A 24,357-nucleotide genomic window follows, 5' to 3' on the forward strand; every position below is an offset into this window, starting at 1 on the left:
ACCTCAGCAGGTCGATACCGCCGCCCCTTCGAGGTTGTAGATCTGGGTCAGATCGCGTCGATCGCGCACCGCCATCGATGCGATTTCGGTGATCGTAGTCGATGGCGCCAGCGAGGCGAGCACCAGCGGTGTGTAGGTGAACGTCACCTCGACGAACATCGTCGCATTGAAATCCTGTGCCTTGACCTGCGTATCCGCGGGCCCGATCCCCACCATGTTCGTCTGCCCGACGCGCGCGTACGGCGAGGTGTAGCTCTTGGCTCCCCGGCACCGTATCCAGCCAACTTTGTATTTGTCGGTCGTATTAGGGTTGGCGACCGGCTCGAGGTCGGTCAACACGACCCGGCCATTGGCATAGAGATTGAGGTCCCCTGCCTGCAGGCCGCCACCGGTGAGGACGTCGTTGATATCCGTTTCCGATACGGATTTGGCGGTGATGGCGGGGCCGGTCCCCATCCGCGCCGCGTTGTCGGCGATATGAAGCGCAAGCTGGCTGATCCGCATCCGCGTGGTGATGTAGTTGACGATCTCCGCGCCGGTCAGACACAATAGCATAAGTATAGGGAGGGCGAAGGCGAACTCGACCAGCGCCAGACCGCGACGATCCTGGCGAACCGTGCGAAGCGATGTGCGTAAGGACGGGCGCGACGTCATGGATTGCAATGCCCGACCGTCGAACCGGTATAGGTCGCCTGGTTCGCATAGGGCTGGTTTTCCAGCACGGTGGTCGCAGTGACCACAGTCGTCCCGGACCCGCCGATCATCTTCATGACCGGAAACATGCGCGGATAGGTCGCCGTCACGGTGTAGACGGTACGGTCGACGGCCGCGCCTTGTCCGCCGTCTCCGCCGTCGAGGTCGCGGATGCCGTTGCGGTTCAGATCCTCGAATATCTCGTTGTTATCGCATTTACCGTTGTGATTGGTGTCGTTGCCACCGGGAAACGGCTCGGCCTTCGCTGCCGCCGCCTGCGCGAAGGTCCGATAGAAGCGGCGCGTGATCTTGATGTCCGCATTGTTCGCCAGCGCGAGGACCGAGGCCCGGACACGATCGTCGATCGCCGTTTGATTGGCGCTGCTCAGCCCCGATTCAAGCGCGGAGTCGCGTGCGCTCTTCTGGACCGCGCCCTGCAACACGCCGCGCATATAGAGCGTGTGCGCCGTATCGAAGCCGCCCAGCAGCAGCAGCAGCAGTACCGGCGCGACGAACGCGAATTCGACCACGGTTACGGCTCGCTGTTCACGCAGGCATGATCGAACACCCGTTGTGACGAGGCGTTCTCTCGCCGGGCGCAGCGTCATGAGGTCAGTCGCAACTGCGAGATCTGATCGGCAATCGCTTTGAACGTCGCCTGGAGCGTCGCCGAGTTGCGCGCGGTGAAGAAGCGACCGTTGCTCGCGCAGGCACGAAGACGGTCCTCGGTAGCAGCGTTGGAGCCATCACCGAACGAAATCACCCACAAGGTTATCTCCTTGTTCTTGACCGCCGTGCAAAGCCCGTCCAGCCGCGCGTTTACTTGCGCGTTCAGCGAGGCCAAGCCGTTGTTCACGCCGTTGCAATTGGACTGCGTGCCGACATCGTCGGTGGTGCGACGATCCCACCATGCCACGCCATAAGCGGTGTAATCACAGGGTTGCGCGACCGCATCGCCGTCGGTCATGTAGATCATGTTGCGCTGGATTTCGCCACCGCGCGGGGTCGTGGCGTTCTCCGATGCGAAGATACCGGTCGGCGACATGAACCGCGCGCCCCAGATCATGCCGATATCGTGATAGGTATTGCCGGACGGCACCAGGCCGTCGACATAGTTCTGGAAGGCAACCGCGTCCGGCCATTGCTGCAGCTTCTTTGCCTCTGTCGGGCAGAAATACGATACGCCGTTCCAATAGTCGTTGGTCGTCAACTCTTCGTCGCGGCTACCCTGGTTCATATTTCGACCGGATGCTTGCGCGATCTTGCGAAGGTAGGTCGCGTTCGGCAACGCCTGGCCCCACAGGGAGTCCGGATCCGACGCCGTCGGTACCAGATCGATGTCCATGTCCTTGGCGTCGGACGGGATGGTGGCATAGCTGGATTGTTTCACGGTCTTTCGTTCTTCGATGCAACCGTCCCAACCGACCGACTTGTCCGTACCGTTCGCACCGATCGGCAACGTCATGCTGTCGTTCCATGCCGTGCCGTTTTTGAGCAAAGCGGTAGGGGCGGACAACTGCCCGTAGCGCCATTGCAAGAACGTCTTCGTCGTCGTCGGTGTACCGATCGAGGTGCGGGTAACCACCGTCGTTACCGTATCGACTTTGGTCCGCGTCCGGACGTTACATCCGAGAAACGCGGCCGTGACGTCGGTCTGTGTTGTCGTCGTGGTGACGGTCGTCGTAGACGTCGACGTTCTGACCAGGCCCACGGTCTGCTCGGCAGTGTTGACCGTCGACGTCGATATCGCTGTCGAGTCTCCCGAGTTTCTACCGCAGAACAGTATGTACGTCGTAGGGCTCCACGCGGAATATGAGCCGTTAACCGAGACCGGCGGAGCGGTGGTCTCCACGATAGGACTCCACGTCGTGGTCGTCGTCGTCGTCCATACCGGCGTGCGCGTCTGATATTTCCAGCTATCGGCGAAATAGGCGGTCGGCAGCAATTTGCCGACGTTCACGTTCGTCGAATACGGCATGAACCCGAACCGGATCTGCACCTGATCGCCCGTGCCGCCACTCGGTACGCCGGTCGTGCAGACGGCGTTCGTATCGAGGCGGGCGACGATTTCGTAGAAGCATTTGACGGCGGTCTTCAGCGCCTGGATCTTGGTATCCGTGTCGGTCGACACGGCTGGATTCGCCATCGACCCCGTCGTATCGAGCACGAACATCACATCGGTATTCGGCAGGCGCATTTCGGCGTCGCAGGTCACGGTCAGCGTCTGGGTGGTGTAGCCGAAGATCTTCATCAGCGTCATGGACATGTCGACCGATGCAGTGCCGGAGACCTTGCCGGCGTTTTCCGTGAAGGACTGCGTCGCACCGGTGCTGCCATATTGGCCCGGCGTGAAATTGCCCTTGAAGAACTGGAGCGCAGCCGCGTTGGCAGCACCGTTGTTCTGCGCCCACGTGCCCGCCCCCATCGACTTGCGTCCGGCCAGCGCACCGGCGTCGCATGCGTGCTGCAGTCTCGTCTTGGCGATGTACAATCTTGCCATGTCGAGGCCGCCGCCGACCATGCCGGCGAGAGGGATCAAAGCGGCGGCGGTGATCATCAGCGCGTTGCCGCCGGTATGCCGCAGGAACCGGCAAAGAAAGGCAAGCCACGTCGGATTTGGCTTGCCGTTGCTCCTTTGCCGTTTCGCTCTACTGGACACCGCGGACCCCACCGATACTCGCTAATGGCCCTACCTGCGCCCGCGACCGATAAAGGCAGTACAAGCGATATGGTTAAGACGGATGAAACGGTTCCGGGCTCGGGTGAGCACGCGCGATCAGCGGAACGGCGGCTCGTGATCCTTTACGCGTCGCCAGCCACGCGCCTTGCTCTGCAATCGCTGTTCGCGCTCGACGATACCTTGGCCGCGATCCTGCGGACGACGCGCGAGCCTTTGGTCGGACAGATGCGCCTGACGTGGTGGTATGAGGCGCTGGGACGGCTCGATAGCGCAACGGCGCCGGCCGAACCGGTACTGACGGCGCTTCAGTCGCACGTGTTGCCGGCGGGTGTGTCGGGGGCGATGCTGGCAGGCATGACCGATGGTTGGGAGGTTCTGCTGGAGCCGGTGCTCGACGCTGCAGCCCTCGAACGGTTCGCGCGCGATCGGGGGCGGCGATTGTTCGAGATGGCCGGCACGATGCTGTCGGTGAGCGACGCCCGGATCGGGCTGGCGGGCGAAGGCTGGGCGCTGGCCGACCTGTTGCAGAGATTGACCGACGCGCCCAGTCGCACGTTGGCGCACACCCGGGCCGTGGAGGCGCTCGATGCCGCGTTGCGCGGGCGTTGGCCGGGCAGGGCTCGCGCGCTCGGGGCAATGGCGCTGTCGGCGCGGTTCAATGTTTCCGCTTCGCCACTGGCGCCGGGTAGTCCGAAGCGGGTAGGGCGGTTGGCCTGGCATAGATTGACCGGATACTGATCAATCGCACGGGGATCGTCGCTCACTAGGCCTAGCGTACTGTCAGGGCAGCGGAGGCGACGGCGATGTGGCGGTATGTAGCAGGGGGCACGGCGGTGATCGCATTGATCGTTGCGGGGTTCATGTTTTTCAGCGGGAACGCGCGGCCTGGTCCATTTCTGCCAGCGCAACCGGTCTTGCAAGTCGGCGCGGCGCCCGTCGGAACCGATCCGCTACCCGACGTCGCCCCCGAAGCTACCGAAAAGACGCGCGAGCAGAAGCGCTTCGATCGCTACGACAAGGATCGCGATGCGAAGATCACGCGCGAGGAATATCTCGTCCAGCGGCGCAAGGCTTACGCCCGGCTTGACGTCGATGGCGACGGCAAGCTGTCGTTCGACGAGTGGGCGGTGAAGGCGACGACCAAGTTCGCCGAAGCCGACCATGACAAATCGGGCGCGATGACCGCACCCGAATTTGCCACGACTGCGGTCAAGCGGAAGGGGCCAGCTCGGGTGAACTGTCCACCGGCTCAGGCTGCTGCGGAGGAGAGTTGAGCCACTCCGCGAGCGCCGCGCGACCGCGATCGGTGTACATCCGCTTGCGATCGGTCTTCTTGGTCCGGCCGGGGATCGGCGGGAACAGCCCAAAGTTCACGTTCATCGGCTGATACGTCTCGACCTCGGCCCCTCCAGTGATGTGGCCGAGCAGCGCGCCGAGCGCGGTCGCATACGGCGGCGGCGTCAGAGTCTTGCCCCTGAGTTCGGCCGCGGCGAACAGCCCCGCGAGCATGCCGATCCCGCAACTCTCGATATAGCCTTCGCAACCGGTGATCTGGCCGGCGAAGCGGATGTTCGGGCGCGATTTGAGCCGCAGCGTTTCGTCGAGCAGTTCCGGCGAGCGAATGAACGTGTTGCGGTGCAGTCCGCCCAGCCGCGCGAACTCGGCGTTCTCCAGGCCGGGGATCGTCCGGAACAGGCGGACCTGGTCGGCGTGCTTCATCTTGGTCTGGAAGCCGACGATGTTCCACAGCGTGCCCTGCGCATTGTCCTGCCGAAGCTGGACGACGGCGTGCGGCCAGCGCCCGGTCTTTGGATTGTCGAGCCCGACCGGCTTCATCGGGCCATAGCGCAGCGTATCGACGCCGCGCTCCGCCATCACCTCGATCGGCATGCAGCCGTCGAAATACGGCGTGTCCTTCTCCCAGTCCTTGAACGGCGTCTTCTCGCCATCGATCAGGCCCTGGTGGAAGGCGAGATACTGGTCCTTGTCCATCGGGCAGTTGATGTAGTCCTTGCCCTCACCCTTGTCCCAGCGCGACGCGAACCAGGCGGTGTCCATGTCGATCGAATCGCGGTGAACGATCGGCGCGAGCGCGTCGAAAAAGGCGAGCGCCTCGCGGCCAGTCTCGGCACCGATCCCGGCCGCGAGCGACGCGGCGGTGAGCGGGCCGGTGGCGATGATCGTCGGACCGTCGGGCAGTGCGTCGATGCGTTCGCGCACCAGCGTGATGTTCGGATGCTGGTCGATCGCCTCCGTTACGCTGGCCGAGAAATTGTCTCGGTCGACCGCGAGCGCGGAGCCCGCGGGAACGCGGTGGATGTCCGCCTGCCGCATGATCAGCGAACCGAGCGTGCGGAGTTCCTGATGCAGCAGGCCGACTGCGTTGCTCTCCGCATCGTCCGAGCGGAAGCTGTTCGAGCAGACGAGTTCGGCAAGGCCGTCGGTCTGGTGCGCAGGCGTTTCCTCGCCGCTGCCGCGCATTTCGGAGAGGCGGACCTTTAGGCCGGCTTCGGCGAGTTGCCAGGCGGCTTCGGAACCGGCGAGGCCGCCGCCGATGACGTGAATATCGTGGGTCATCCTGGCCAGATAGCGCGGGACGCCCGTCGTGTCAGCGGTTGTCGTGCCAGCGGTGCAATCCCACTTCGCCTGGATGACCCACCCCACGAAGATCTTCACGATCGGCTACGAAGCCACGACGATGGCCGATTTCCTCAACGCGCTGAAGGCGGCGGGGGTGGAGCGCGTGATCGACGTCCGGGCACTCCCGCTATCGCGGCGGCCGGGGTTCTCGAAGACCTCGCTTGCCGCGGCGTTGCGTGAGGTCGAGATCGATTACGTGCATCTGAAGGCGCTCGGAACGCCGAAGCGCGGGCGGGATGCGGCGAAGAAGGGCGACGTCGCAACACTGACCGCGGTGTATGACGAGCAACTCGAATTGCCCGAGGCTCAGGCCGCGGCAGCGATCATGCTCGGTCTGGCGGCGGAAAAGCCTAGCGCGCTGCTCTGCTACGAGCGGGACCCGTGTCATTGCCACCGTACGCTGTTGTTGCAGGCGGTGGGCGAGGGGGCTGAGGTGGTGGATTTGTTTACCTGATCCGCACCTGTTTTCTCCGTCATCCTGACGAAAGTCAGGACCCAGAGCCACACAAGGCACGCTTCATAACTCTGGATCCTGACTTTCGTCAGGATGACGGGCAGGGTTTATAGGCCGAATGTTGCATTGAGGCTCGCGCGCCGCTAACGACCCCCAATTCGCCCTGGACCCGGTGCAATTCCGGGTGGCTATTCCGGCCGCCGATCCGCCGGACAACGCACCGACGCCTTTGCAATGAACCGCCCGCGCAATCGCCGCGGTTCTCGCGTCCTTTGCGGATACACACATGACATCACTCTCTCGTTACCGGGCCGAATGGTTCAGCGGCCCGACGACTGCGCGCCGCGACGTTCTCGCCGGCATGGTCGGCACCTTCGCGCTGATCCCCGAGGTCATCGCTTTCTCGTTCGTCGCCGGCATCGATCCCGAAGTCGGCCTGTTCGCCTCGTTCGTCATCGGCATCGTCATCGCGTTCGCCGGCGGACGCCCCGCGATGATCTCCGGCGCGGCGGGCTCGGTCGCGCTGGTCGCCGCCGCACTGGTCCACGCATACGGCCTGCAGTATCTGCTCGTCGCGACGATGCTGGCCGGCGCACTCCAGATCGCGTTCGGGCTCGCCAAGCTCGACATCCTGATGCGGTTCGTCTCGAAATCGGTCCATGCCGGTTTCGTCAACGCGCTCGCGATCTTGATCTTTTCCGCGCAGGCCCCGCAGATGGTCGGCGTCAGCTGGCAGGCCTATGCGATGATCGCCGGCGGCCTCGCGATCATCTACCTGGTGCCGCGGATATCCAGCGCGATCCCGTCGCCGCTGATCTGCATCGTCGTGCTGACCGCGATTGCGATGTGGTTCCCGATGCCGCTCAAGACAGTCGGCGATCTCGGTCGCCTGCCGGAATCGCTGCCGTCGTTCGGCCTTCCCCACGTGCCGCTCACCTGGGACACGCTGCGGATCGTCGCCCCCTATGCGTTCGCGATGGCCGCGGTCGGCCTGCTCGAATCGATGATGACCGCCAGCGTGGTCGACGAGCTGACCGAGACGACTAGCTCGAAGGCGCGCGAGTGCACCGGGCTCGGCCTCGCCAACATCGCCGCGGGCGCGTTCGGTGGCATCGCCGGGTGCGGGATGATCGGCCAGACCGTCGGCAACGTCCGCTACGGCGGCACCGGGCGACTCTCGACGATGGTCGCGGGCGTGTTCCTGCTGATCGTCATGGTCCCGCTGCGGCCGTGGGTCGCGCAGGTGCCGGTCGCGGCGCTGGTCGCGATCATGATCATGGTGTCGATCAGCACCTTCTCCTGGGGCTCGCTCCGCGACCTCGCGCGGCATCCCAAGATGTCGAGCGTAGTGATGGTCGCGACCGTCGTCGTCACCGTCGCGACGCACGACCTGTCGCTCGGCGTCGGGGTCGGCGTGCTGCTCAGCGGCGTGTTTTTCGCATGGAAAGTCACGCGGCTGATGGACGTCGCGATCGATCACGACGTCGCAACCGACACGCGTATCTACCGGGTAAGCGGGCAGATCTTCTTCGCCAGCGCCGATATCTTCGCCGACCGCTTCGACCTCCGCGAAACGGCCCAGGCCGTCCGCATCGACCTGACCAACGCGCATCTCTGGGACGTCACCGCAGTCGCGGCGCTCGAAGATGTCGTCGGCAAACTGCGCCGCCACGGCCGCCAGGTCGAGGTGATCGGGCTCAACACTGCAAGCGCCACGCTGGTCGATCGCCATGCGCCGCTGATGCTGGATCCGGCCGAGGGGTAATGCTCGATCTTTGGGGCGGGCGAGAAATACGATGCTGTACGCGCCGCCCCGACGCCCTACGTCTGAGGAGATGACTGAAACTTCAGATACCGGCCCCGTGTCGCTCACGCATCTCCAGCGGCTCGAGGCGGAGAGCATCCATATTTTGCGCGAGGTGGTGGCCGAGTGCGAGCGTCCGGTGATGCTCTACAGCGTCGGTAAGGATTCCGCGGTGATGCTGCACCTCGCGCGGAAGGCCTTTTATCCGTCGCCACCGCCATTCCCGCTGCTGCACGTCGATACGACGTGGAAGTTCAAGGCGATGTACGATCTGCGCGACCGGATGGCGGCCGAGAGCGGCATGGACCTGCTCGTCTACAAGAACCCGGAGGCCGCGGCGCGCGGGATCAACCCGTTTGATCACGGCGCGCTCCACACCGACATGTGGAAGACCGAGGGGCTGAAGCAGGCGCTCGATCTCCACGGCTTCGATGCGGCGTTCGGCGGCGCCCGGCGAGACGAGGAGAAAAGCCGCGCTAAGGAGCGTGTCTTCTCGTTCCGTGCGGCGCATCATCGCTGGGATCCCAAGCAGCAGCGCCCCGAACTGTGGAACCTCTACAATGCGCGGAAGGCGAAGGGCGAGAGCATCCGCGTCTTCCCGATCTCGAACTGGACCGAGCTCGACGTCTGGCAGTACATCCAGCTCGAAAACATCCCGATCGTCCCGCTCTATTTCGCCGCCCCGCGCCCGACCGTCGAGCGCGACGGGATGCTGCTGATGGTCGACGACGATCGCTTTCGGCTAGAGCCAGGCGAAGTGCCGGTCGAGCGCTCGATCCGCTTCCGCACGCTCGGCTGCTACCCGCTGACGGGCGCGGTCGAGAGCGAGGCGGCGAGCCTGTCCGCGGTCATCCAGGAGATGCTGCTGACCACCACCAGCGAACGCCAGGGCCGCGCGATCGACCGCGACGCAGGCTCGGCGAGCATGGAGAAGAAGAAGCAGGAGGGCTATTTCTGATGGCTACGCGCACGCAGGAGTCCGCCTATCAGGTGCAGGACATCATCGCCGAGGATATCGACGCCTATCTGCTCCAGCACCAGCACAAGAGCCTGCTCCGCTTCATCACCTGCGGGTCGGTCGACGACGGAAAGTCGACGCTTATCGGGCGGTTGCTGTACGATTCTAAGATGATCTTCGAGGATCAGCTCGCCGCGTTGGAGAGCGATTCGAAGAAGGTCGGCACGCAGGGTGGCGAGATCGACTTCGCGCTGCTAGTCGATGGGCTTGCCGCCGAGCGCGAGCAGGGCATCACGATCGACGTCGCCTATCGCTATTTCTCGACCGAGAAGCGCAAGTTCATCGTCGCGGATACGCCGGGGCATGAGCAATATACGCGCAACATGATCACCGGCGCGTCGACCGCCGATCTCGCGGTGATCCTGGTCGATGCGCGCAAGGGTATCCTCACGCAGACCAAGCGCCACAGCTATCTGGCGCACCTGATAGGCATTCGTCACCTCGTGCTCGCGGTCAACAAGATGGACCTCGTCAGCTACGATCAGGCGACCTACGACCGGATCGTCGCGGACTATGCGGCGTTCGCGGAGTCGATCGGGATTGCCGGCTTCACGCCGATGCCGATTTCGGGCTTCAAGGGCGACAACATCACTGCCCCGAGTGCGAACACGCCCTGGTATGACGGACCGACACTGATCGACCATCTCGACACGGTGACGCTCGATGTCAGCGAGGATCAGGCCGGCGCATTCCGGATGCCAGTGCAGTGGGTCAACCGGCCAAATCTCGATTTCCGCGGGTTTTCCGGGCTGGTCGCAAGCGGATCGATCGCGCCGGGCGACGCCGTGCGCGTGCTGCCGAGCGGGCGGACCTCGACGATCGCTCGCGTAGTCGCGTTCGGCGGGGACTTGCCGAGGGCGGTCGCCGGTCAGTCGGTGACGCTGACCTTGGCGGACGAGATCGATTGTTCGCGCGGGGACGTGATCGTCGCAGCGGACTCTCCCCCCGAGGCATCCGATCAGTTCGAGGCGACTGTCGTGTGGATGGCCGACGAGGAAATGCTGCCGGGGCGTTCCTATTGGCTGAAGCTCGCAACGCAGACCGTGACGGCGACGATCCAGCAACCGAAATACGCGATCAATGTCAACACGATGGAACGGCTTGCTGCGAAGACGCTGGAACTGAACGCGATCGGCGTCGCGAACCTGTCGACCGACCGACCGCTGGTGTTCGAGCCCTATGCCGACAATCGTCAGCTCGGCGGGTTCATCCTGGTCGACAAGATCACCAACGCGACGGTCGCGGCGGGGATGCTGCACTTCTCGCTGCGGCGCGCGCAGAACGTGCACTGGCAGGCGACGGACATTGGCCGTGAGGCGCATGCTAGCCTGAAGAACCAGAAGGCGGCGGTGCTGTGGTTCACCGGGCTGTCGGGCGCGGGTAAGTCCACGATCGCCAATCTGGTCGAGATGAAGCTCGCCCGGATGAACCGCCACACCTTCCTGCTGGATGGCGACAATGTCCGCCACGGGCTGAACCGCGATCTTGGCTTCACCGATGCCGACCGCGTGGAGAATATCCGGCGCGTCGGCGAGGTCGCCAAGCTGATGACCGACGCCGGGCTGATCGTGATCACCGCGTTCATCTCGCCGTTCCGCGCCGAGCGCGAGATGGTGCGGCAGATGATCGCGCCGGGCGAGTTCATCGAAGTGCATATCGATACGCCGCTCGCGGAGGCCGAGCGCCGCGATGTGAAGGGGCTCTATGCGAAGGCGCGCGCGGGCAAGCTGGCCAACTTCACGGGGATCGACTCGCCCTACGAAGCGCCGGCGAACCCTGAAATCCGGATCGATACGACGGGGATGACGCCTGACGAGGCGGCCGATGCGATCGTCGCGATGCTGATCCCATGAGCGACGCGATGACCGACGGTGAACTTGCTGCGCATCTAGCGGAGACGGCGGGGCGCCTGCTTCTCGAAGTACGGCGGTCCGGCGTGTTCTCGCCTGGCGCACTCGGCAAGGCGGGGGACGAGACGGCCAACGCGTTCCTCGTCCATGCGTTGCAGGATGCGCGACCGCACGACGGCCTGTTGTCGGAGGAACGCCGCTGCGACGGCACGCGGACGGCAATGTCGCGCGTGTGGATCGTAGATCCGGTCGACGGCACGCGCGAATATGGCGAGGCGCGCGACGACTGGGCGGTGCACGTCGCGCTCGCGATCGATGGCGTCGCGACGGTCGGTGCTGTCGCGTTGCCGGGGTTGGGGCTGGTGCTGCGCTCCGACCAGCCTGAGCCGGTGCCAGCGCCGAGCGATCCGCTACGGATGGTCGTCAGTCGGACCCGGCCTGCGCCCGAGGCGGTGAAGGTCGCCGAGGTGCTGGGGGCAACGCTGATCCCGATGGGCTCGGCGGGCGCAAAGGCGATGGCGGTGGTCCGCGGCGAGGCGGACATCTACCTCCACTCGGGCGGGCAGTATGAGTGGGATTCAGCCGCACCGGTCGCAGTGGCGGCAGCGTTCGGTCTGCATTGCAGCCGAATCGACGGCTCTCAACTCGTGTATAATTGTCGGGATGTCTACATGCCCGACCTGCTGATCTGTCCCGTCGCGCTACGGGACCGGGTGATGGCGGCGATGAAGGCGTAGCTCGATTCCCGATCCTCCCCCGCAAGGGGGAGGTGTCGTGAAGCGACGGAGGGGGAGGTCAGGGAAACCGCCGTTGCGTGTCCTCCCCCTCCGTCAGGCTGCGCCTGCCACCCCCCCCCCTGGCGGGGGAGGATCATAAGGGTGCCCGTTACTGTTGCGGTTCGGCTTCGTTGGTTGCGGGCGCCTCATCGCGGTTTACGCGTGCGGTCATCCCAGTGGCATCCGCGTCGTCCTGCATCTGCTCGTCGGGGGTGATCGGCTTTTCGCGTGGCGGTTCAACCACCGCCGGCGCCGGCGGAGCCGCTTCGACCGGCGTGGCCTCGACCGGGGCGGGTGCCGCCTCGGTCTCGGTCACGCCGGTGTCCTCGACCATGTTGGTATCCGTCGGCGGCTGCTCGGGCTCGGAGCGCGAGCAGCCGGCCATCGCCATCGCGGCGAGCAGGCCACCGGCGATGGCGGTACGGGTGCGGGATATCGTCATGGCGTGTCTCTCAGCGAGCGGCGATCGTCTGGCGTGCGGTGCGCGCCTCGATCTTGGAAGCGAGGATGCCGTCCCAGTCATAGGGATCGGCGCGGAAGTTCATCTGGCCGTTGCCGCTGGCGAACGCGGTCCAGTAGAGGAGATAGACCGAGACCGGCTTGAGCAGCGGCGCGCGGACGGTATCGCCCTTCGCGACCGTGGCATCGACCTTCTCGGGCGTCCAGGTCGGGTCGCCCTTCAGCAACAGGTCGGCAAGTTCGGCAGGCTTTTCAAGGCGTACGCAGCCATGGCTCGAAAGCCGACTGAAGCTGGCGAACTTGGCGCGGCTCGGCGTATCGTGGAGATAGACCGAATAGTCGTTGGGGAAGTCGAACTTGAACCGGCCGAGCGCGCTCTGGTCGCCGGCCTGCTGCTGAAGCCGCGTCCCGCCGATCACCTTGAAGCCGTTGCGCTTGAAATAGCCGGGGTTTGCCTTCTCCTTCGGCCATAGCTCCTTGGTCGCGATCGAGGTCGGTACGTTCCAGGGCGGGTTGATGACGATGCTGTGGATCGTCGATGACAGCATTGGCGTCTCGTCGCCCGGACGACCGGTCACCGCGCGCATCGACTGCACCGGGACATCGCCGTCGAACACCGTCAGCACGGCGGCGGCGATGTTCACCTGGATCCGGTCGCGCGGCAGGTTCTGTGGCAGCCAGCGCCAGCGCTCCATGTTCGCCATGATCTGATGGACGCGATCGCCCGCCGACACGTTCAGCGCGGCGAGCGTCTGGGTCGAGACGATCCCGCTCGGGTTCAGGCCGTAGCGACGCTGCGCGCGACGCACCGCCTCGAGCAGCGACGCATCGAACTTGTCGCCGTTGGCATCGACGTCCTTGTCCTCCACTGCGAGCCGCTTGCGCAGCGCGATCACACGCGGCCCGCTCGCACCAATCGTAAAGTCGGGACCGGAGGCCAGCGTCTGCCAGCCACCCGCCGAGGCGATCGACCGGTAATTCTGAAGTCCCTTTCGCAGGCCGTCATAGCCGGCATAGGGCGGCGGCAGCGAGGCGAACCACGCGCCGATCCGGTCCTGCCGCACCGCGTCGGCGAACGCTGGCGTCGGATCATAGGCCGGCGGGCGCAGGCCCCAATCCCTTTGGAAATCGGCTTCGCTTAGCCGGCCGGCATGGACCGCGCGCGCATGATCGAGCGCGGCGCGCACCAGTTCGTCCTTGCTCGGCGCGATCGTCGTCGCGGTGGCGGCGGACTTCAGTCCCTGCGCGACGATGTCACCGTTGAGCAGCTTGTCGAGTTGCGCTGCCTGCGTGTCGCTCAGCGTCGGCACGGTGATCACCGGCGGCGCGAGCATCGGCGCGGTCATCGGCACTGTCGGGGCCACCGACGGGGGCGTAACCTGTTGAGCGAACAGCGGAGTTGCCATAAGCAGCGGCGTCGCGGCAGCAACCGCGATCACCGACCGGATCATGCCGGTGTTCACTCGTCCATCATCCAAACCGCGCGCCATACTCATCCTGTCTTGTATCTGGTCGATGCTTTCGCACGACGTAGTTCTCCCTTAGCTGAACCGGACTCGCTAAGCATCGCCAATCGGGCTGATTTCGTCGGTTCAGGCGAACGGGGCGATTTTTCCTGTCGGGCGAGCACTTCATACGCCATCACCGCAGTCGCGACGGCTGCGTTGAGGCTGTCCGCCTTGCCCAGCATCGGGATCTTGACGAGCACGTCGCACGCCTCGGCCATTTCAGGCGGCATGCCCTGCGCCTCGTTGCCGGTCAGCAGGAACGTCGGACCTGTGTATGGCGCGGACCGATAATCGGTGTCGGTATCGAGGCTGAGCCCGACCAGCTGGCCTGGGCCCGCCCGAAGCCAAGTGTGGAAATGCTCCCACTCTGTTTTCACGACCGGGATCGTGAACAGCGCCCCCATGCTCGCGCGGACCGCCTCGACCGAGAACGGATCGACCGACTCGCCGATCAGGATCAGCCCGCCTGCGCCGACCGCATCGCCGGTGCGCAGGATCGTGCCGAGATTGCCGGGATCACGGAGACGTTCCGCGACCAGCCAGATGCCCGACGTCGTGCGATCGAGGTCTTCGAGCGTCGCGTCGAACTCGTCGAACACGCCGACCACGGCCTGCGGGTTATCCTTGCCCGACAGCTTCGAGAGAATGTCGGGCGTGGTCTGGATCGAATCGCCGCCGGCATCCTCGACGTCCATCGACAGCGCGTGGACCAGCGGATGGTTCGCGCTAGCTGCCGCGTAGAACAGCGTGCGGGGCAGGCGACCGGTTTCTCGCGCTTCGGTGAGGATGCGGAGGCCCTCGGCGAGGAACTGCTTGGCCGCACGCCGATGCCGTTTGTCGCGCAGGTCGCGGACGTACTTGATCAGCGGGTTCGAAAAGGCGGTTATCTCGCGGGGCATTGTTGTCCTCCCTTCCCGTAAGCGGGAGGGGCCGGGGGTGGGCTCCCGGCCTCAGCATGTGTTTCGATTATGGTGAGCGAGCGCCCAACCCCATCCCCCCGCCTGCGGGAGGGAAGAAAGACGGTCAATCCTCGCCGAATTTCGCCTCGACCAGTTCGGCGAGCGCCGTGACCGTATGCTCCGCGCCGTCGCCGCTCGCGCTGATCGTGATCGCGTCGCCCATTGCCGCGCCGAGCATCATCAGCCCCATGATCGAGGTGCCGGTGACGTGATCCGAGCCGTCCTTGGTCACGCTGACCTCGACCGGATGCGAGGAGGCGAGCGTGACGAACTTGGCGCTCGCCCGCGCATGCAGCCCGCGGCGGTTGGTGATCTGGACGGTGCGAGAGACCGCGCTCACGCCGCCGCCTCGCCGAGAACCTCGGAGGCTACCGAGATATATTTGCGCCCGGCTTCACGCGCCGCCGCGACCGCAGCCACGACGGTCATCGACTTGCGCGCAGACCCCAGCCGGATCAGCATCGGCAGGTTCATTCCCGCGATCACTTCGATCCGCCCGCGCTCCATGAGCGAAATGGCGAGATTGGAGGGTGTGCCGCCGAACAGGTCGGTCAGCACTATGACGCCCCGCCCGACATCGACCGCCTGGATCGCGGCGGCAATGTCCGCGCGGCGCTCCTCCATGTCGTCATCGGGACCGATCGCGATCGGCGCGACGCGTTCCTGCGGGCCGACGACGTGGATCATCGCGCGAACGAATTCCTCGGCCAATCGACCGTGCGTTACTAGAACAAGGCCGATCATGTCAGCGTTTCATACTCATAAGACGACCGGTGATCCTTCGAGCGCATCTTGTGGAGCGGCCCCCAGGTCGCGGTGTGCGATACTGGGCGAAAATCCCGCGTCGCGCAACCGTCGCGCCACCCGTTCAGCGACGTGGACCGACCGGTGTCTCCCTCCGGTACACCCGAACGCGACCGTGACGTACGACTTGCCTTCCGCCCGGTAGCGCGGAAGCAACAGCATCAGCAGGTCCTCGATCCGACTCACTGCGGCTTCATACGCGGGGTCGTCCATGATGTACGCGGACACGTCTGCGTCTAGCCCGGTGCCGGGGCGCAAGAGCGCATCCCAGTGCGGGTTGCGCAGGAACCGCATGTCGAACACGAGGTCGGCGTTGCGCGGCAGGCCGCGTGCGAACCCGAACGAGCGGATCGACAAGGTCGGTTCGCCGAGTTGCCCGCCCGCAAAGCTCGCGCGGATCTGCTGCGAAAGCTCATTGGCGGCCATGTCGGTCGTATCGATCAACCGGTTCGCCCAATCGCGCAGCGGTGCGAGCAATTCACGCTCGCGGCTGATCCCGTCGTTGGCCGGACGATCGAGCGCCAGCGGATGACGCCGGCGGGTCTCGGAATACCGCCGTTCGAGTTCCGCCCCCGAGCAGTCGAGGAACAACATGCCGATCTCGAGCCCGTGCCGATCGCGCAGGTCCCGGATGCGGCTGACGATGCGTTCGGGATCGAAGTCGCGCGTCCGGGCACCGATACCGATCGCGAGCGGCTGCGAATCGTTAGTCGACCCTTCCGGCAGCGGCGCGTCGAGCAAGCGGTCGAGCAGAAGCAGCGGAAGGTTGTCGACGACCTCCCAGCCGAGATCCTCCAACGTCTTGAGCACAGTCGACTTGCCGGCACCCGACATGCCGGTGACGAGCAGGATGTCCTTCGGCCGGGTCATACTGAACGCGTCATTCTAAGGGCTCCGGATTGCGTAATGCGAGTTCGACCTTGATCGGGGCAGAGGCTTCGAAGGGATCGACTGCGAACTGGCGAACGTCGATCCCGGCGATTTTCCGCGCGCGGCGTTCGGGCATGCGTTCAATTGCGCCATCGACGCGGACGAGCAGCCCAACGGGAACGTCCTCGAGATACGGCATGGCGACGATGCCGATTCCGCGAACCTCGATTCGTCCAGCGATGGTCGACGGCGTCCGTGCGCGAAGGATCTTGCCGGCGCGTACCACGAGCGTCTGATCGTCACTGACGAGGATCGCGCCGCGATCGATCAGGCGCAGCGCGAGGTCGGACTTCCCCGATCCCGACGCGCCCTCGATCAGCACGGCAAGGCCGTCGATCGCGACCGTGGTGGCGTGGAGCCGATCGGAGGAGGGGACAACCACGTGCGGTCCTTACAACGGCAATTCGGCGAGCGGTAGCCTTACGACGAAGCGCGCGCCATCGAGCCGGTCTTCACGCGGTTCGACAAAGATCGCTCCCTGATGGCCATCGACGATCGTTCGCGCGATCGCGAGGCCCAATCCGGAATGCTGGCCGAACGTCTCGCTGTCGGGGCGGACGGAGTGAAAGCGTTTGAAGACGTCCTCGCGCGCGTCCTCGGGAACGCCGGGGCCCTCGTCCTCGACGCGGACGACCAGATCCTCGCCTTGCCCGATGGCGGAGATCGCGATCAAGCCGGCATCAGGCGAGAAGGACAGCGCGTTGTCGATCAGGTTCTCGAACACGCGTTCCAGCCTTGCGCCTTCGCCAAGTACGATCGTGCGCTCGTCGGCGTTGCGATCGAACCTGAGCCGTATGCCGCGCTCGATCCCGCGGGCCTCACGTTGGACGACCAGTCCGTCGATCATGGCGGCTATGTCGATCGGCTCGAACTTCGCCCGGCTGAGTTGCGCATCGAGGCGCGACGCCTCGGAAATGTCCGAGAGCAACCGGTCGAGCCGGTGGACGTCGTCGCGGACGATCGCCAGCAGTTGTGCCTGCAACGCCGGGTCCTTGACGCGCGACAGCCCCTCCACTGCCGATCGAAGCGAGGCGAGCGGGTTCTTCATCTCGTGCGTGACGTCGGCGGCGAACGCTTCGGTCGCGTCGATCCGCGCCCTAAGCGCCAGGCTCATGTCGGACAGCGCGCGCGCGAGCATGCCGAGTTCGTCGCGACGCGAGGGCAGCCGCGGTACGACCACTTCGCGTGCTCTACCCAACCTGACGCGGACCGCTGCCCGGGCAAGGCGGCGAAGGGGCCGGACGATCGTGCGCGCGAGAAAGAGCGACAGCAGGATCGAGACGATCGACACGCCGAGCAGTACCATGCTGAGCCGAAACCGCTCGATCCGCACGGTCTTCGTGATGTCACGCGCGTTCACCGTCGTCATCACGACCCCGCCGACCGGCAGCGACGCGGCGGCGGTCAGTACCGGCGTGCGATCGGGTGCGCGCCAGACCGTCGTCGAAACGGCACTGCGCCCGCGCACTGCCGCCACGTCGGGCCATTGCTGGGCGCCACTACGCTCGCGGTAGAGCGGAGGGCGAGGGGCCATCACCACGACATCGATCGCCGCGTCGAGAAAGCGGGCGATCGTCTGGTCCCAGTCTTCCTTGTCGGGATCCATCAGCACGAAGTTGCGCAGGCCCAGTGCGCGACTGTCGACGATCGCCCGCCCTGCCGCATCGAACAACCGGATCCGCGCGCCCGTATCGCGCGCGAGCCGCAGCACCAGTGGATCGCGCAACGCCGGATCGACCGCAGCGATCGCTTCGCCGATCAGTCGTGCTTCACGCGCCGTCTGCGCAACGCGGTTGTCGACGACCCGGGTGCGGTACGAGTCGAGATAGAAGAATCCACCGGCGAGCAGCAGCAGCGCGAAGATGTTGACCGCCAGGATGCGCCTGGTGAGCGAGATCTGTCCCGACCAGCGCAGCGTGAGATCGCGCCCGTCGACGCCCAGCTCATTCCTCAGAAAATCGATACCCGGCACCATATAATGTCTCGATAGCGTCGAAGGCGGGGTCGACCTGCCTGAATTTGCGGCGGAGTCGCTTTATGTGGCTGTCGATGGTCCGGTCGTCGACATAGATATCGTCCTGATACGCCGCATCCATTAACTGGTTGCGCGTCTTCACGATGCCGGGGCGCTGCGCGAGCGTCTCGAGGATCATGAACTCGGTAACGGTGAGCGTCACCGGTTCGCCACCCCATAGGGTGCGATGTCGCGCCGGATCCATGCTCAGCCGCCCGCGATCGAGCGGCCCGGCGGCTTCCGCCTCGGTTTCGGTACCCGGCGATTGCGTCAGCTCGGTACGCCGCAGGATCGCGCGGATACGGGCGATCAACAGCCGCTGCGAGAACGGCTTGGCGATATAGTCGTCCGCGCCCATCGCGAGGCCGAGGGCTTCGTCGAGCTCGTCGTCCTTGCTGGTGAGGAAGATCACCGGGACCTGGCTCTTCTCGCGGAACCGGCGGAGCAGTTCGAGGCCGTCCATCCGCGGCATCTTGATGTCGAACACCGCAAGATCGGGCGGGTTGTCGGTCAGCGCCTTCAACGCCGTCTCGCCGTCCGAATAGACGCGCGTGACGAAGCCTTCGGTTTGCAGTGCGATCGACACGGAGGTCAGGATGTTGCGGTCGTCGTCGACCAGCGCGATCGTTGCCGTCATCTTGGGGTCGTCTGCCTTGGTCGTTGGCGTGTCGGCGTAGGCTAATCCGCGCCGTCACTCAACCGTGGCCGTATCGGGACGAGCGTGCCGGATAGCGTATTTGACCGGTGCAGGGGCGCCGCCTACATGCCGGCGCAACGACATACATACGTATGCGAAACCATCTGGAGAGATGCCTTGTCCAACGAACGTATTCCGGCCGGCGGCCTAGCCGCGCAGGGGATAGAGACCCGCGCCACACTGCATTGGAACCTCGTCACAGCCCAACTCGTCGAGGCGGCGCTGGCGCGCGGCGAGGGGACGCTGTCTGCCGACGGCCCGCTGGTCGTCGAAACCGGCGCGCATACCGGCCGCTCGGCGCAGGACAAGTTCATCGTCCGCGATGCCGAGACCGAGTCGACGGTCTGGTGGGGCAAGAGCAACAAGGCAATGGAGCCCGCGCATTTCGCTGCGCTGAAGGAAGATTTCTTCGCCGCGCTGGCTGCCAAGGACGAGCTGTTCGTCCAGGATCTGCACGGCGGATCGCAGGCCGACCACCGCGTCAACGTCCGCGTCGCCACCGAACTCGCGTGGCATAACCTCTTTATCCGCACGATGCTGGTTCGGCCCGAGCAGGCGGCGCTGAAGAACTTCATCGCCGACTACACGATCGTCGACCTGCCGAGCTTCCGCGCCGATCCCGCGCGCCATGGCTGCCGCAGCGAAACGGTGATCGCGGTGAACTTCACCGACAAGCTGATCCTGATCGGCGGCACCAAATACGCCGGCGAGATGAAGAAGTCGGTGTTCGGCCTCCTCAATTACCTCCTCCCGCCGACCGGGGTAATGCCGATGCATTGCTCCGCCAACATGGGTGCGAACGGCGACACCGCGGTGTTCTTCGGGCTGTCGGGCACCGGCAAGACGACGCTGTCGGCCGATGCGAGCCGGACGCTGATCGGCGACGACGAGCATGGCTGGTCCGACACCGCCGTCTTCAACTTCGAAGGCGGGTGCTATGCCAAGATGATCCGCCTTTCCGCCGACGCCGAACCGGAGATCTTCGCGACCACCAAGCGGTTCGGCACGGTGCTGGAGAACGTCGTGATGGACCCGGCGACGCGGTTGCTCGATCTCGACGACCACACGCTCGCCGAGAACAGCCGCGGCGCGTACCCGATCGACTTCATCCCGAATGCGTCGGCCGAGAACATGGGGCCGGTGCCGCGCAACATCGTGATGCTGACCGCGGACGCGTACGGCGTGCTGCCGCCGATCGCCAAGCTCACGCCCGACCAGGCGATGTACCACTTCCTCTCGGGCTACACCGCGCGCGTGGCCGGGACCGAGATCGGCGTGACCGAGCCCGACGCGACCTTCTCGACCTGCTTCGGCGCACCGTTCATGCCGCGGCATCCGTCGGTGTACGGTAACCTGCTGAAGGAACGGATCGCGAAGGGCGGCGTCGATTGCTGGCTGGTCAACACCGGCTGGACCGGCGGCAAATACGGCGTCGGCAACCGCATGCCGATCAAGGCGACGCGGGCGTTGCTGAACGCGGCGCTAGACGGCAGCCTCAACGATGCCGAGTTCCGGACGGATCCGAACTTCGGGTTCCAGGTGCCGGTGAGCGTGCCGGGCGTCGACAGCGCGATCCTCGACCCGCGCACGACCTGGGCAGACAAGGACGCGTACGACGCAACGGCGGCCAAGCTGGTCGACCTGTTCGTTGAGAACTTCGCCCAGTTCGCCGAGCATGTCGACGAAGGTGTCCGTCAGGCGGCGCCAAAGGTGCGGGAGGCGGCCTAAAACTCCTCTCCCCTCGGGGAGAGGAAGGGGCCCGCATGACGAAGTCGGGTGGGAAGGTGAGGGCACGTGATATGGCGTCCCGTGTCCCCACCCGTCATCCTGACGAAAGTCAGGACCCAGAGTACCAGGCGTCGCGTGTCATGGCTCTGGGTCCTGACTTTCGTCAGGATGACGAGTCGAGGGGCTCCACCACGACTTCGCCATCGACAACCGCAGTGATGCGGACGCGCGCTCCAACCGCGGCATCCTCACCACGAGCCGGCCAACTCCCATCGCCGACCAGCACCCGACCGCGTCCGCCAATCAGCGCCGTCTCCACCATAACAACCTGGCCTACCAGCCGAGCAGACCGATCGTTCAACATCGGATCCCCGCCCTCGACCGGATAATCCCGGTACCAGCGCTTCCCGATCAACACGGTAACCGCGCTCCAAACGCCGAATGCAGCCAGTTGCGCCGCCAGCGGCAAGTCCGGCAACACAAATACCGCCGCACCTGTCGCCGCCGCAGCGATCGCGAGGAACACCAGGAACACGCCCGGCACCGCCAGTTCGGCGATCCCCAGAACCAGTGCCGCGATCAACCAAGCGCCAGCCGCCCCGATCGCGTCCATCAGCTTTTCGGAACCTCGGTCGACTTCGACAACTCGAACGGCCCGCGTGGCGTTGGCTTAGCCGGCGGCGAAGCAGTCGCATCGCGCAGCGCATCCTTCGCCAGTTCTCCGATCCCCCCAAGCGTCCCCATCAACTGCGTAGCCTCGACCGGGAACAGGATCGTCTTCGCATTGGGTGAGGTCGCGAACTTTCCGATCGCCTCGACGTATTTCTGCGCGATGAAGTAATTGATCGCCTGCGCGCCACCTTCCTCGATCGCCTGGGACACCGCACGCGTTGCCGACGCCTCCGCCACCGCCGCCCGCTCGCGCGCCTCGGCATCGCGGAACGCCGACTCCTTGCGCCCTTCGGACTCGAGGATCCGCGCCTGCTTCTGCCCCTCGGCGCGCAGGATTTCCGAAGCCCGCGAACCCTCCGCATCCAGGATGTTAGCCCGCTTCTCGCGCTCGGCCTTCATCTGCCGCCCCATCGCGTTGACGATGTCGGCCGGCGGACGGATGTCCTTGATCTCGACCCGCGTGATCTTCACGCCCCACGGCGTCGTCGCATGATCGACCACGTTGAGCAGCCGCGCATTGATCTCGTCGCGTTTCGACAGCGTCTCGTCGAGGTCCATCGACCCCATCACCGTGCGCAGGTTCGTCGTCGTGAGCTGCAACAACGCCTGGTACAGGTCCGACACCTCGTACGCCGCCTTGGCCGAGTCGAGCACCTGGAAGAACACGACCCCGTCGGTCGAGATCATCGCATTGTCCTTGGTGATGATCTCCTGCCCGGGGATGTCGATCACCTGCTCCATCATGTTCACCTTCCGCCCGACGCGGTAGAAGAACGCGGGATAGAAATTGAAACCGGGCCGCGCGACCGTGGTGAAGCGGCCGAAATGCTCGATCGTGTATTGATAGCCTTGGTGGACGATCTTGATGCTGGTGAAGAGGTACAGCAGCACCAGCGCCAATAAGAGTGCGGCAACGGTCAAGCCCATCGAACATCCCCATCCGTGTATCGCCCCGCTATAGCACGTCGCGAACGAGAGGGCCTAGCCGGATGCGCCCGCTTTGGTTACATGGCGCGCCACCCCACCCCCAGGAACGGCAGCTCTCATGGATATCCGCCTCGGCCTCACTTTCGACGACGTCCTCCTGTATCCGGGGGAATCGGACGTGCTGCCAAGCCAGGCCGATACCCGCACGCAGCTGACGCGCGGCATCGCGCTCAACATTCCGATTCTCTCGTCCGCGATGGACACCGTGACCGAAGCCGACATGGCCATTGTGATGGCGCAGCTCGGCGGCATCGGCGTGCTCCACCGCAACCTGACGGTCGAGGAGCAGGTGGTCGCGGTACGTCAGGTGAAGCGGTTCGAATCGGGCATGGTGGTCAACCCGATCACGATCAGGCCGACCGCGACTCTCGGCGAGGCGCAGGCGCTCATGTCGGGCCACCGCATCAGCGGCATCCCGGTGGTCGAGGCGGACGGCAAGCTCGTCGGCATCCTCACCAACCGCGACGTGCGGTTCGCGGGCGATCCAAAACAGCCCGTCAGCGAACTGATGACGCACGAGAACCTCGCCACCGTCTCGACCGAGGTCGGCAAGGAAGAGGCGCGCCGCCTGCTCCACGCCCGCCGCATCGAGAAGCTGCTGGTGGTCGATGCGCAGTACCGTTGCGTCGGGCTGATCACCGTCAAGGACATCGAGAAGGCGGTGATGTTCCCGGATGCGACCAAGGACGAGGCGGGCCGCCTGCGCGTGGCGGCGGCGACGACGGTCGGCGACAAGGGCTTCGACCGGACCGAACAGCTGGTCGACGCTGGCTGCGACCTGATCGTGATCGACACCGCGCACGGCCACAACCGCGATGTCGGCCGCGCGGTCGAGCGCGTAAAGAAGCTGTCGAACTCGGTCCAGGTGGTGGCGGGCAACGTCGCGACCGGCGAAGCGACGCGCGCGCTGATCGGCGCGGGCGCGGACGGGATCAAGGTCGGCATCGGTCCCGGTTCGATCTGCACCACCCGCGTCGTCGCCGGCGTCGGCGTGCCGCAGCTGACTGCGGTCATGGATTGCGCGGAGGCAGGCCACAAGGCCGGCGTGCCGGTGATCGCCGATGGCGGCATTCGCACCTCGGGCGACATGGCCAAGGCGCTCGCCGCCGGTGCCTCGACCGTAATGATCGGCTCGCTGCTCGCGGGCACCGACGAAGCACCGGGCGAGACGTTCCTGTACCAGGGGCGCGCGTACAAGTCGTATCGCGGCATGGGTTCGGTCGGGGCGATGGGCCGCGGCTCGGCGGATCGCTATTTCCAAGGCGACATCAAGGACCAGCTGAAGCTCGTCCCCGAAGGTATCGAGGGCCAGGTCGCGTATAAGGGCCCGGCAAGGGATGTCGTTCACCAGCTCGTCGGCGGTATCAAGGCGGCGATGGGCTATACCGGCTCGGCGACGATCCCGGACCTCCAAGCGCGGGCTGAGTTCGTGCAGATTACTGGCGCCGGGCTAATGGAGAGCCATGTCCACGACGTGACGATTACGCGGGAAGCGCCAAACTACCCAACGCGGTAAGTGGCACTTCCCCCCTCCCTGAAAGGGAGGGGCAGGGGGTGGGTCGGTTTCCGCAAGCTCGCCCGCCGGTGACTAAAACGAGCCGACCCGCCCCCAACCCCTCCCTTCCAGGGAGGGGAGCAGGTAGATGCTCGCTCCCACGCTCCCGTCATTCCCGCGAAGGCGGGA

The 24,357-nt window shown here is 65.3% G+C and carries 24 protein-coding genes and 1 other annotated feature; of the genes, 9 read left to right on the plus strand and 15 right to left on the minus strand.

Translation table 11 applies throughout. The features are described from left to right. Positions 1 to 3 precede the first annotated feature (3 nt). From O6W96_RS02665 to O6W96_RS02675, 3 genes are all read right to left on the minus strand, one after another. Complete coding sequence (locus tag O6W96_RS02665) at positions 4 to 555, minus strand: pilus assembly protein (protein WP_353468117.1); 552 nt, start codon at positions 553 to 555, stop codon at positions 4 to 6. Between the two features lie 95 nt (positions 556 to 650). Then, entirely contained in the window at positions 651 to 1,223 is a 573-nt protein-coding gene (locus tag O6W96_RS02670) for a TadE family protein (RefSeq protein WP_353468118.1), read from the minus strand. 74 nt (positions 1,224 to 1,297) lie between these two features. After that, positions 1,298 to 3,250: a Tad domain-containing protein gene (locus O6W96_RS02675; protein ID WP_353468119.1), complete on the minus strand. Its 1,953-nt coding sequence runs from the start codon at positions 3,248 to 3,250 to the stop codon at positions 1,298 to 1,300. Positions 3,251 to 3,487: 237 nt separating this feature from the next. On the opposite strand from O6W96_RS02675, the gene O6W96_RS02680 reads away from it, so the two are divergent. Both O6W96_RS02680 and O6W96_RS02685 read left to right on the plus strand, forming a co-directional pair. Then, positions 3,488 to 4,111 carry a squalene/phytoene synthase family protein gene (locus tag O6W96_RS02680; protein WP_435372166.1) on the plus strand — a complete coding sequence of 208 codons (624 nt, stop codon included), beginning with the start codon at positions 3,488 to 3,490 and terminating at the stop codon, positions 4,109 to 4,111. A gap of 65 nt (positions 4,112 to 4,176) precedes the next feature. After that, a complete protein-coding gene (locus O6W96_RS02685; protein WP_353468121.1) occupies positions 4,177 to 4,647 on the plus strand; it encodes an EF-hand domain-containing protein in 471 nt (156 codons plus the stop codon). Here O6W96_RS02685 and trmFO read toward each other — a convergent pair. After that, positions 4,583 to 5,950, minus strand: coding sequence for a methylenetetrahydrofolate--tRNA-(uracil(54)-C(5))-methyltransferase (FADH(2)-oxidizing) TrmFO (gene trmFO, locus O6W96_RS02690; RefSeq protein WP_353468122.1), 1,368 nt, complete (start codon positions 5,948 to 5,950; stop codon positions 4,583 to 4,585). The genes O6W96_RS02685 and trmFO overlap by 65 nt on opposite strands. A 73-nt stretch (positions 5,951 to 6,023) precedes the next feature. On the opposite strand from trmFO, the gene O6W96_RS02695 reads away from it, so the two are divergent. The 5 genes from O6W96_RS02695 (at position 6,024) to O6W96_RS02715 (ending at position 11,876) form a co-directional block, all read left to right on the plus strand. After that, positions 6,024 to 6,467, plus strand: a complete 444-nt coding sequence (locus O6W96_RS02695) for a DUF488 domain-containing protein (protein WP_353468123.1) — start codon at positions 6,024 to 6,026, stop codon at positions 6,465 to 6,467. A 162-nt stretch (positions 6,468 to 6,629) separates the two neighbouring features. Continuing rightward, positions 6,630 to 6,685, plus strand: a sequence feature (sul1 is cis-regulatory element that is thought to sense ions involved in sulfur or methionine metabolism; They are found in Alphaproteobacteria). A gap of 68 nt (positions 6,686 to 6,753) precedes the next feature. Next, positions 6,754 to 8,232, plus strand: coding sequence for a SulP family inorganic anion transporter (locus O6W96_RS02700; RefSeq protein WP_353468124.1), 1,479 nt, complete (start codon positions 6,754 to 6,756; stop codon positions 8,230 to 8,232). Between the two features lie 70 nt (positions 8,233 to 8,302). Next, the gene (gene cysD, locus O6W96_RS02705) at positions 8,303 to 9,229 is read left to right on the plus strand and encodes a sulfate adenylyltransferase subunit CysD (RefSeq protein WP_353468125.1); all 927 of its coding nucleotides are present in this window, start codon (positions 8,303 to 8,305) and stop codon (positions 9,227 to 9,229) included. Beyond that, positions 9,229 to 11,142 (plus strand): sulfate adenylyltransferase subunit CysN, encoded by a 1,914-nt coding sequence (gene cysN, locus O6W96_RS02710; RefSeq protein WP_353468126.1) that lies wholly within the window; start codon positions 9,229 to 9,231, stop codon positions 11,140 to 11,142. Before cysD ends, cysN begins: the two co-directional genes overlap by 1 nt. Continuing rightward, entirely contained in the window at positions 11,139 to 11,876 is a 738-nt protein-coding gene (locus tag O6W96_RS02715; RefSeq protein WP_353468127.1) for a 3'(2'),5'-bisphosphate nucleotidase CysQ, read from the plus strand. Before cysN ends, O6W96_RS02715 begins: the two co-directional genes overlap by 4 nt. Before the next feature lie 148 nt (positions 11,877 to 12,024). Here O6W96_RS02715 and O6W96_RS02720 read toward each other — a convergent pair whose 3' ends face one another. The 9 genes from O6W96_RS02720 to O6W96_RS02760 all read right to left on the minus strand — a co-directional run bounded on the left by O6W96_RS02720 (position 12,025) and on the right by O6W96_RS02760 (position 19,226). Beyond that, positions 12,025 to 12,357, minus strand: coding sequence for a hypothetical protein (locus tag O6W96_RS02720; protein ID WP_353468128.1), 333 nt, complete (start codon positions 12,355 to 12,357; stop codon positions 12,025 to 12,027). 10 nt (positions 12,358 to 12,367) lie between these two features. Then, a complete protein-coding gene (locus O6W96_RS02725) occupies positions 12,368 to 13,825 on the minus strand; it encodes a L,D-transpeptidase family protein (RefSeq protein WP_435372182.1) in 1,458 nt (485 codons plus the stop codon). Between the two features lie 41 nt (positions 13,826 to 13,866). Next, complete coding sequence (locus O6W96_RS02730; protein WP_353468130.1) at positions 13,867 to 14,781, minus strand: TrmH family RNA methyltransferase; 915 nt, start codon at positions 14,779 to 14,781, stop codon at positions 13,867 to 13,869. Between the two features lie 124 nt (positions 14,782 to 14,905). Further along, positions 14,906 to 15,181: an HPr family phosphocarrier protein gene (locus tag O6W96_RS02735; protein ID WP_353468131.1), complete on the minus strand. Its 276-nt coding sequence runs from the start codon at positions 15,179 to 15,181 to the stop codon at positions 14,906 to 14,908. After that, a complete protein-coding gene (locus tag O6W96_RS02740) occupies positions 15,178 to 15,585 on the minus strand; it encodes a PTS sugar transporter subunit IIA (RefSeq protein ID WP_056058662.1) in 408 nt (135 codons plus the stop codon). The genes O6W96_RS02735 and O6W96_RS02740 overlap by 4 nt, the downstream gene beginning before the upstream one ends. Positions 15,586 to 15,600: 15 nt before the next feature. Continuing rightward, positions 15,601 to 16,515 (minus strand): RNase adapter RapZ, encoded by a 915-nt coding sequence (rapZ, locus tag O6W96_RS02745; protein WP_353468132.1) that lies wholly within the window; start codon positions 16,513 to 16,515, stop codon positions 15,601 to 15,603. Positions 16,516 to 16,525: 10 nt separating this feature from the next. Continuing rightward, positions 16,526 to 16,957 carry an HPr kinase/phosphorylase gene (locus O6W96_RS02750; protein WP_353468133.1) on the minus strand — a complete coding sequence of 144 codons (432 nt, stop codon included), beginning with the start codon at positions 16,955 to 16,957 and terminating at the stop codon, positions 16,526 to 16,528. Positions 16,958 to 16,966: 9 nt separating this feature from the next. Next, positions 16,967 to 18,550 (minus strand): sensor histidine kinase, encoded by a 1,584-nt coding sequence (locus O6W96_RS02755; protein ID WP_353468134.1) that lies wholly within the window; start codon positions 18,548 to 18,550, stop codon positions 16,967 to 16,969. Then, positions 18,519 to 19,226, minus strand: coding sequence for a response regulator transcription factor (locus tag O6W96_RS02760; RefSeq protein WP_353468135.1), 708 nt, complete (start codon positions 19,224 to 19,226; stop codon positions 18,519 to 18,521). The genes O6W96_RS02755 and O6W96_RS02760 overlap by 32 nt, the downstream gene beginning before the upstream one ends. Before the next feature lie 177 nt (positions 19,227 to 19,403). Here O6W96_RS02760 and O6W96_RS02765 point away from each other — a divergent pair, with 177 nt between their 5' ends. Further along, positions 19,404 to 21,014, plus strand: coding sequence for a phosphoenolpyruvate carboxykinase (locus O6W96_RS02765; RefSeq protein ID WP_435372167.1), 1,611 nt, complete (start codon positions 19,404 to 19,406; stop codon positions 21,012 to 21,014). Positions 21,015 to 21,177: 163 nt separating this feature from the next. Here O6W96_RS02765 and O6W96_RS02770 read toward each other — a convergent pair whose 3' ends face one another. Both O6W96_RS02770 and O6W96_RS02775 read right to left on the minus strand, forming a co-directional pair. Then, positions 21,178 to 21,627, minus strand: coding sequence for an NfeD family protein (locus tag O6W96_RS02770; protein ID WP_353468137.1), 450 nt, complete (start codon positions 21,625 to 21,627; stop codon positions 21,178 to 21,180). Beyond that, on the minus strand, positions 21,627 to 22,613 hold the full coding sequence (locus O6W96_RS02775) for an SPFH domain-containing protein (RefSeq protein ID WP_353468138.1): 987 nt from the start codon (positions 22,611 to 22,613) through the stop codon (positions 21,627 to 21,629). Before O6W96_RS02775 ends, O6W96_RS02770 begins: the two co-directional genes overlap by 1 nt. A 118-nt stretch (positions 22,614 to 22,731) precedes the next feature. On the opposite strand from O6W96_RS02775, the gene guaB reads away from it, so the two are divergent. After that, positions 22,732 to 24,189, plus strand: coding sequence for an IMP dehydrogenase (gene guaB, locus O6W96_RS02780; protein WP_121885107.1), 1,458 nt, complete (start codon positions 22,732 to 22,734; stop codon positions 24,187 to 24,189). Positions 24,190 to 24,357 lie beyond the last annotated feature (168 nt).

The sequence above is a fragment of the Sphingomonas faeni genome (assembly GCF_040407495.1).
Lineage (GTDB): Bacteria > Pseudomonadota > Alphaproteobacteria > Sphingomonadales > Sphingomonadaceae > Sphingomonas > Sphingomonas faeni_D.

Bases quoted from the DNA above. Each gene is read 5' to 3' on its own strand.
- O6W96_RS02665 (WP_353468117.1), bottom strand. From the start codon at position 555: ATGCTATTGTGTCTGACCGGCGCGGAGATCGTCAACTACATCACCACG.
- O6W96_RS02675 (WP_353468119.1), bottom strand. From the start codon at position 3,250: ATGATCACCGCCGCCGCTTTGATCCCTCTCGCCGGCATGGTCGGCGGC.
- O6W96_RS02685 (WP_353468121.1), top strand. From the start codon at position 4,177: ATGTGGCGGTATGTAGCAGGGGGCACGGCGGTGATCGCATTGATCGTT.
- trmFO (WP_353468122.1), bottom strand. From the start codon at position 5,950: ATGACCCACGATATTCACGTCATCGGCGGCGGCCTCGCCGGTTCCGAA.
- O6W96_RS02695 (WP_353468123.1), top strand. From the start codon at position 6,024: ATGACCCACCCCACGAAGATCTTCACGATCGGCTACGAAGCCACGACG.
- O6W96_RS02700 (WP_353468124.1), top strand. From the start codon at position 6,754: ATGACATCACTCTCTCGTTACCGGGCCGAATGGTTCAGCGGCCCGACG.
- cysD (WP_353468125.1), top strand. From the start codon at position 8,303: ATGACTGAAACTTCAGATACCGGCCCCGTGTCGCTCACGCATCTCCAG.
- cysN (WP_353468126.1), top strand. From the start codon at position 9,229: ATGGCTACGCGCACGCAGGAGTCCGCCTATCAGGTGCAGGACATCATC.
- O6W96_RS02715 (WP_353468127.1), top strand. From the start codon at position 11,139: ATGAGCGACGCGATGACCGACGGTGAACTTGCTGCGCATCTAGCGGAG.
- O6W96_RS02720 (WP_353468128.1), bottom strand. From the start codon at position 12,357: ATGACGATATCCCGCACCCGTACCGCCATCGCCGGTGGCCTGCTCGCC.
- O6W96_RS02725 (WP_435372182.1), bottom strand. From the start codon at position 13,825: ATGATCCGGTCGGTGATCGCGGTTGCTGCCGCGACGCCGCTGCTTATG.
- O6W96_RS02730 (WP_353468130.1), bottom strand. From the start codon at position 14,781: ATGCCCCGCGAGATAACCGCCTTTTCGAACCCGCTGATCAAGTACGTC.
- O6W96_RS02740 (WP_056058662.1), bottom strand. From the start codon at position 15,585: ATGATCGGCCTTGTTCTAGTAACGCACGGTCGATTGGCCGAGGAATTC.
- rapZ (WP_353468132.1), bottom strand. From the start codon at position 16,515: ATGACCCGGCCGAAGGACATCCTGCTCGTCACCGGCATGTCGGGTGCC.
- O6W96_RS02755 (WP_353468134.1), bottom strand. From the start codon at position 18,550: ATGGTGCCGGGTATCGATTTTCTGAGGAATGAGCTGGGCGTCGACGGG.
- O6W96_RS02760 (WP_353468135.1), bottom strand. From the start codon at position 19,226: ATGACGGCAACGATCGCGCTGGTCGACGACGACCGCAACATCCTGACC.
- O6W96_RS02770 (WP_353468137.1), bottom strand. From the start codon at position 21,627: ATGGACGCGATCGGGGCGGCTGGCGCTTGGTTGATCGCGGCACTGGTT.
- O6W96_RS02775 (WP_353468138.1), bottom strand. From the start codon at position 22,613: ATGGGCTTGACCGTTGCCGCACTCTTATTGGCGCTGGTGCTGCTGTAC.
- guaB (WP_121885107.1), top strand. From the start codon at position 22,732: ATGGATATCCGCCTCGGCCTCACTTTCGACGACGTCCTCCTGTATCCG.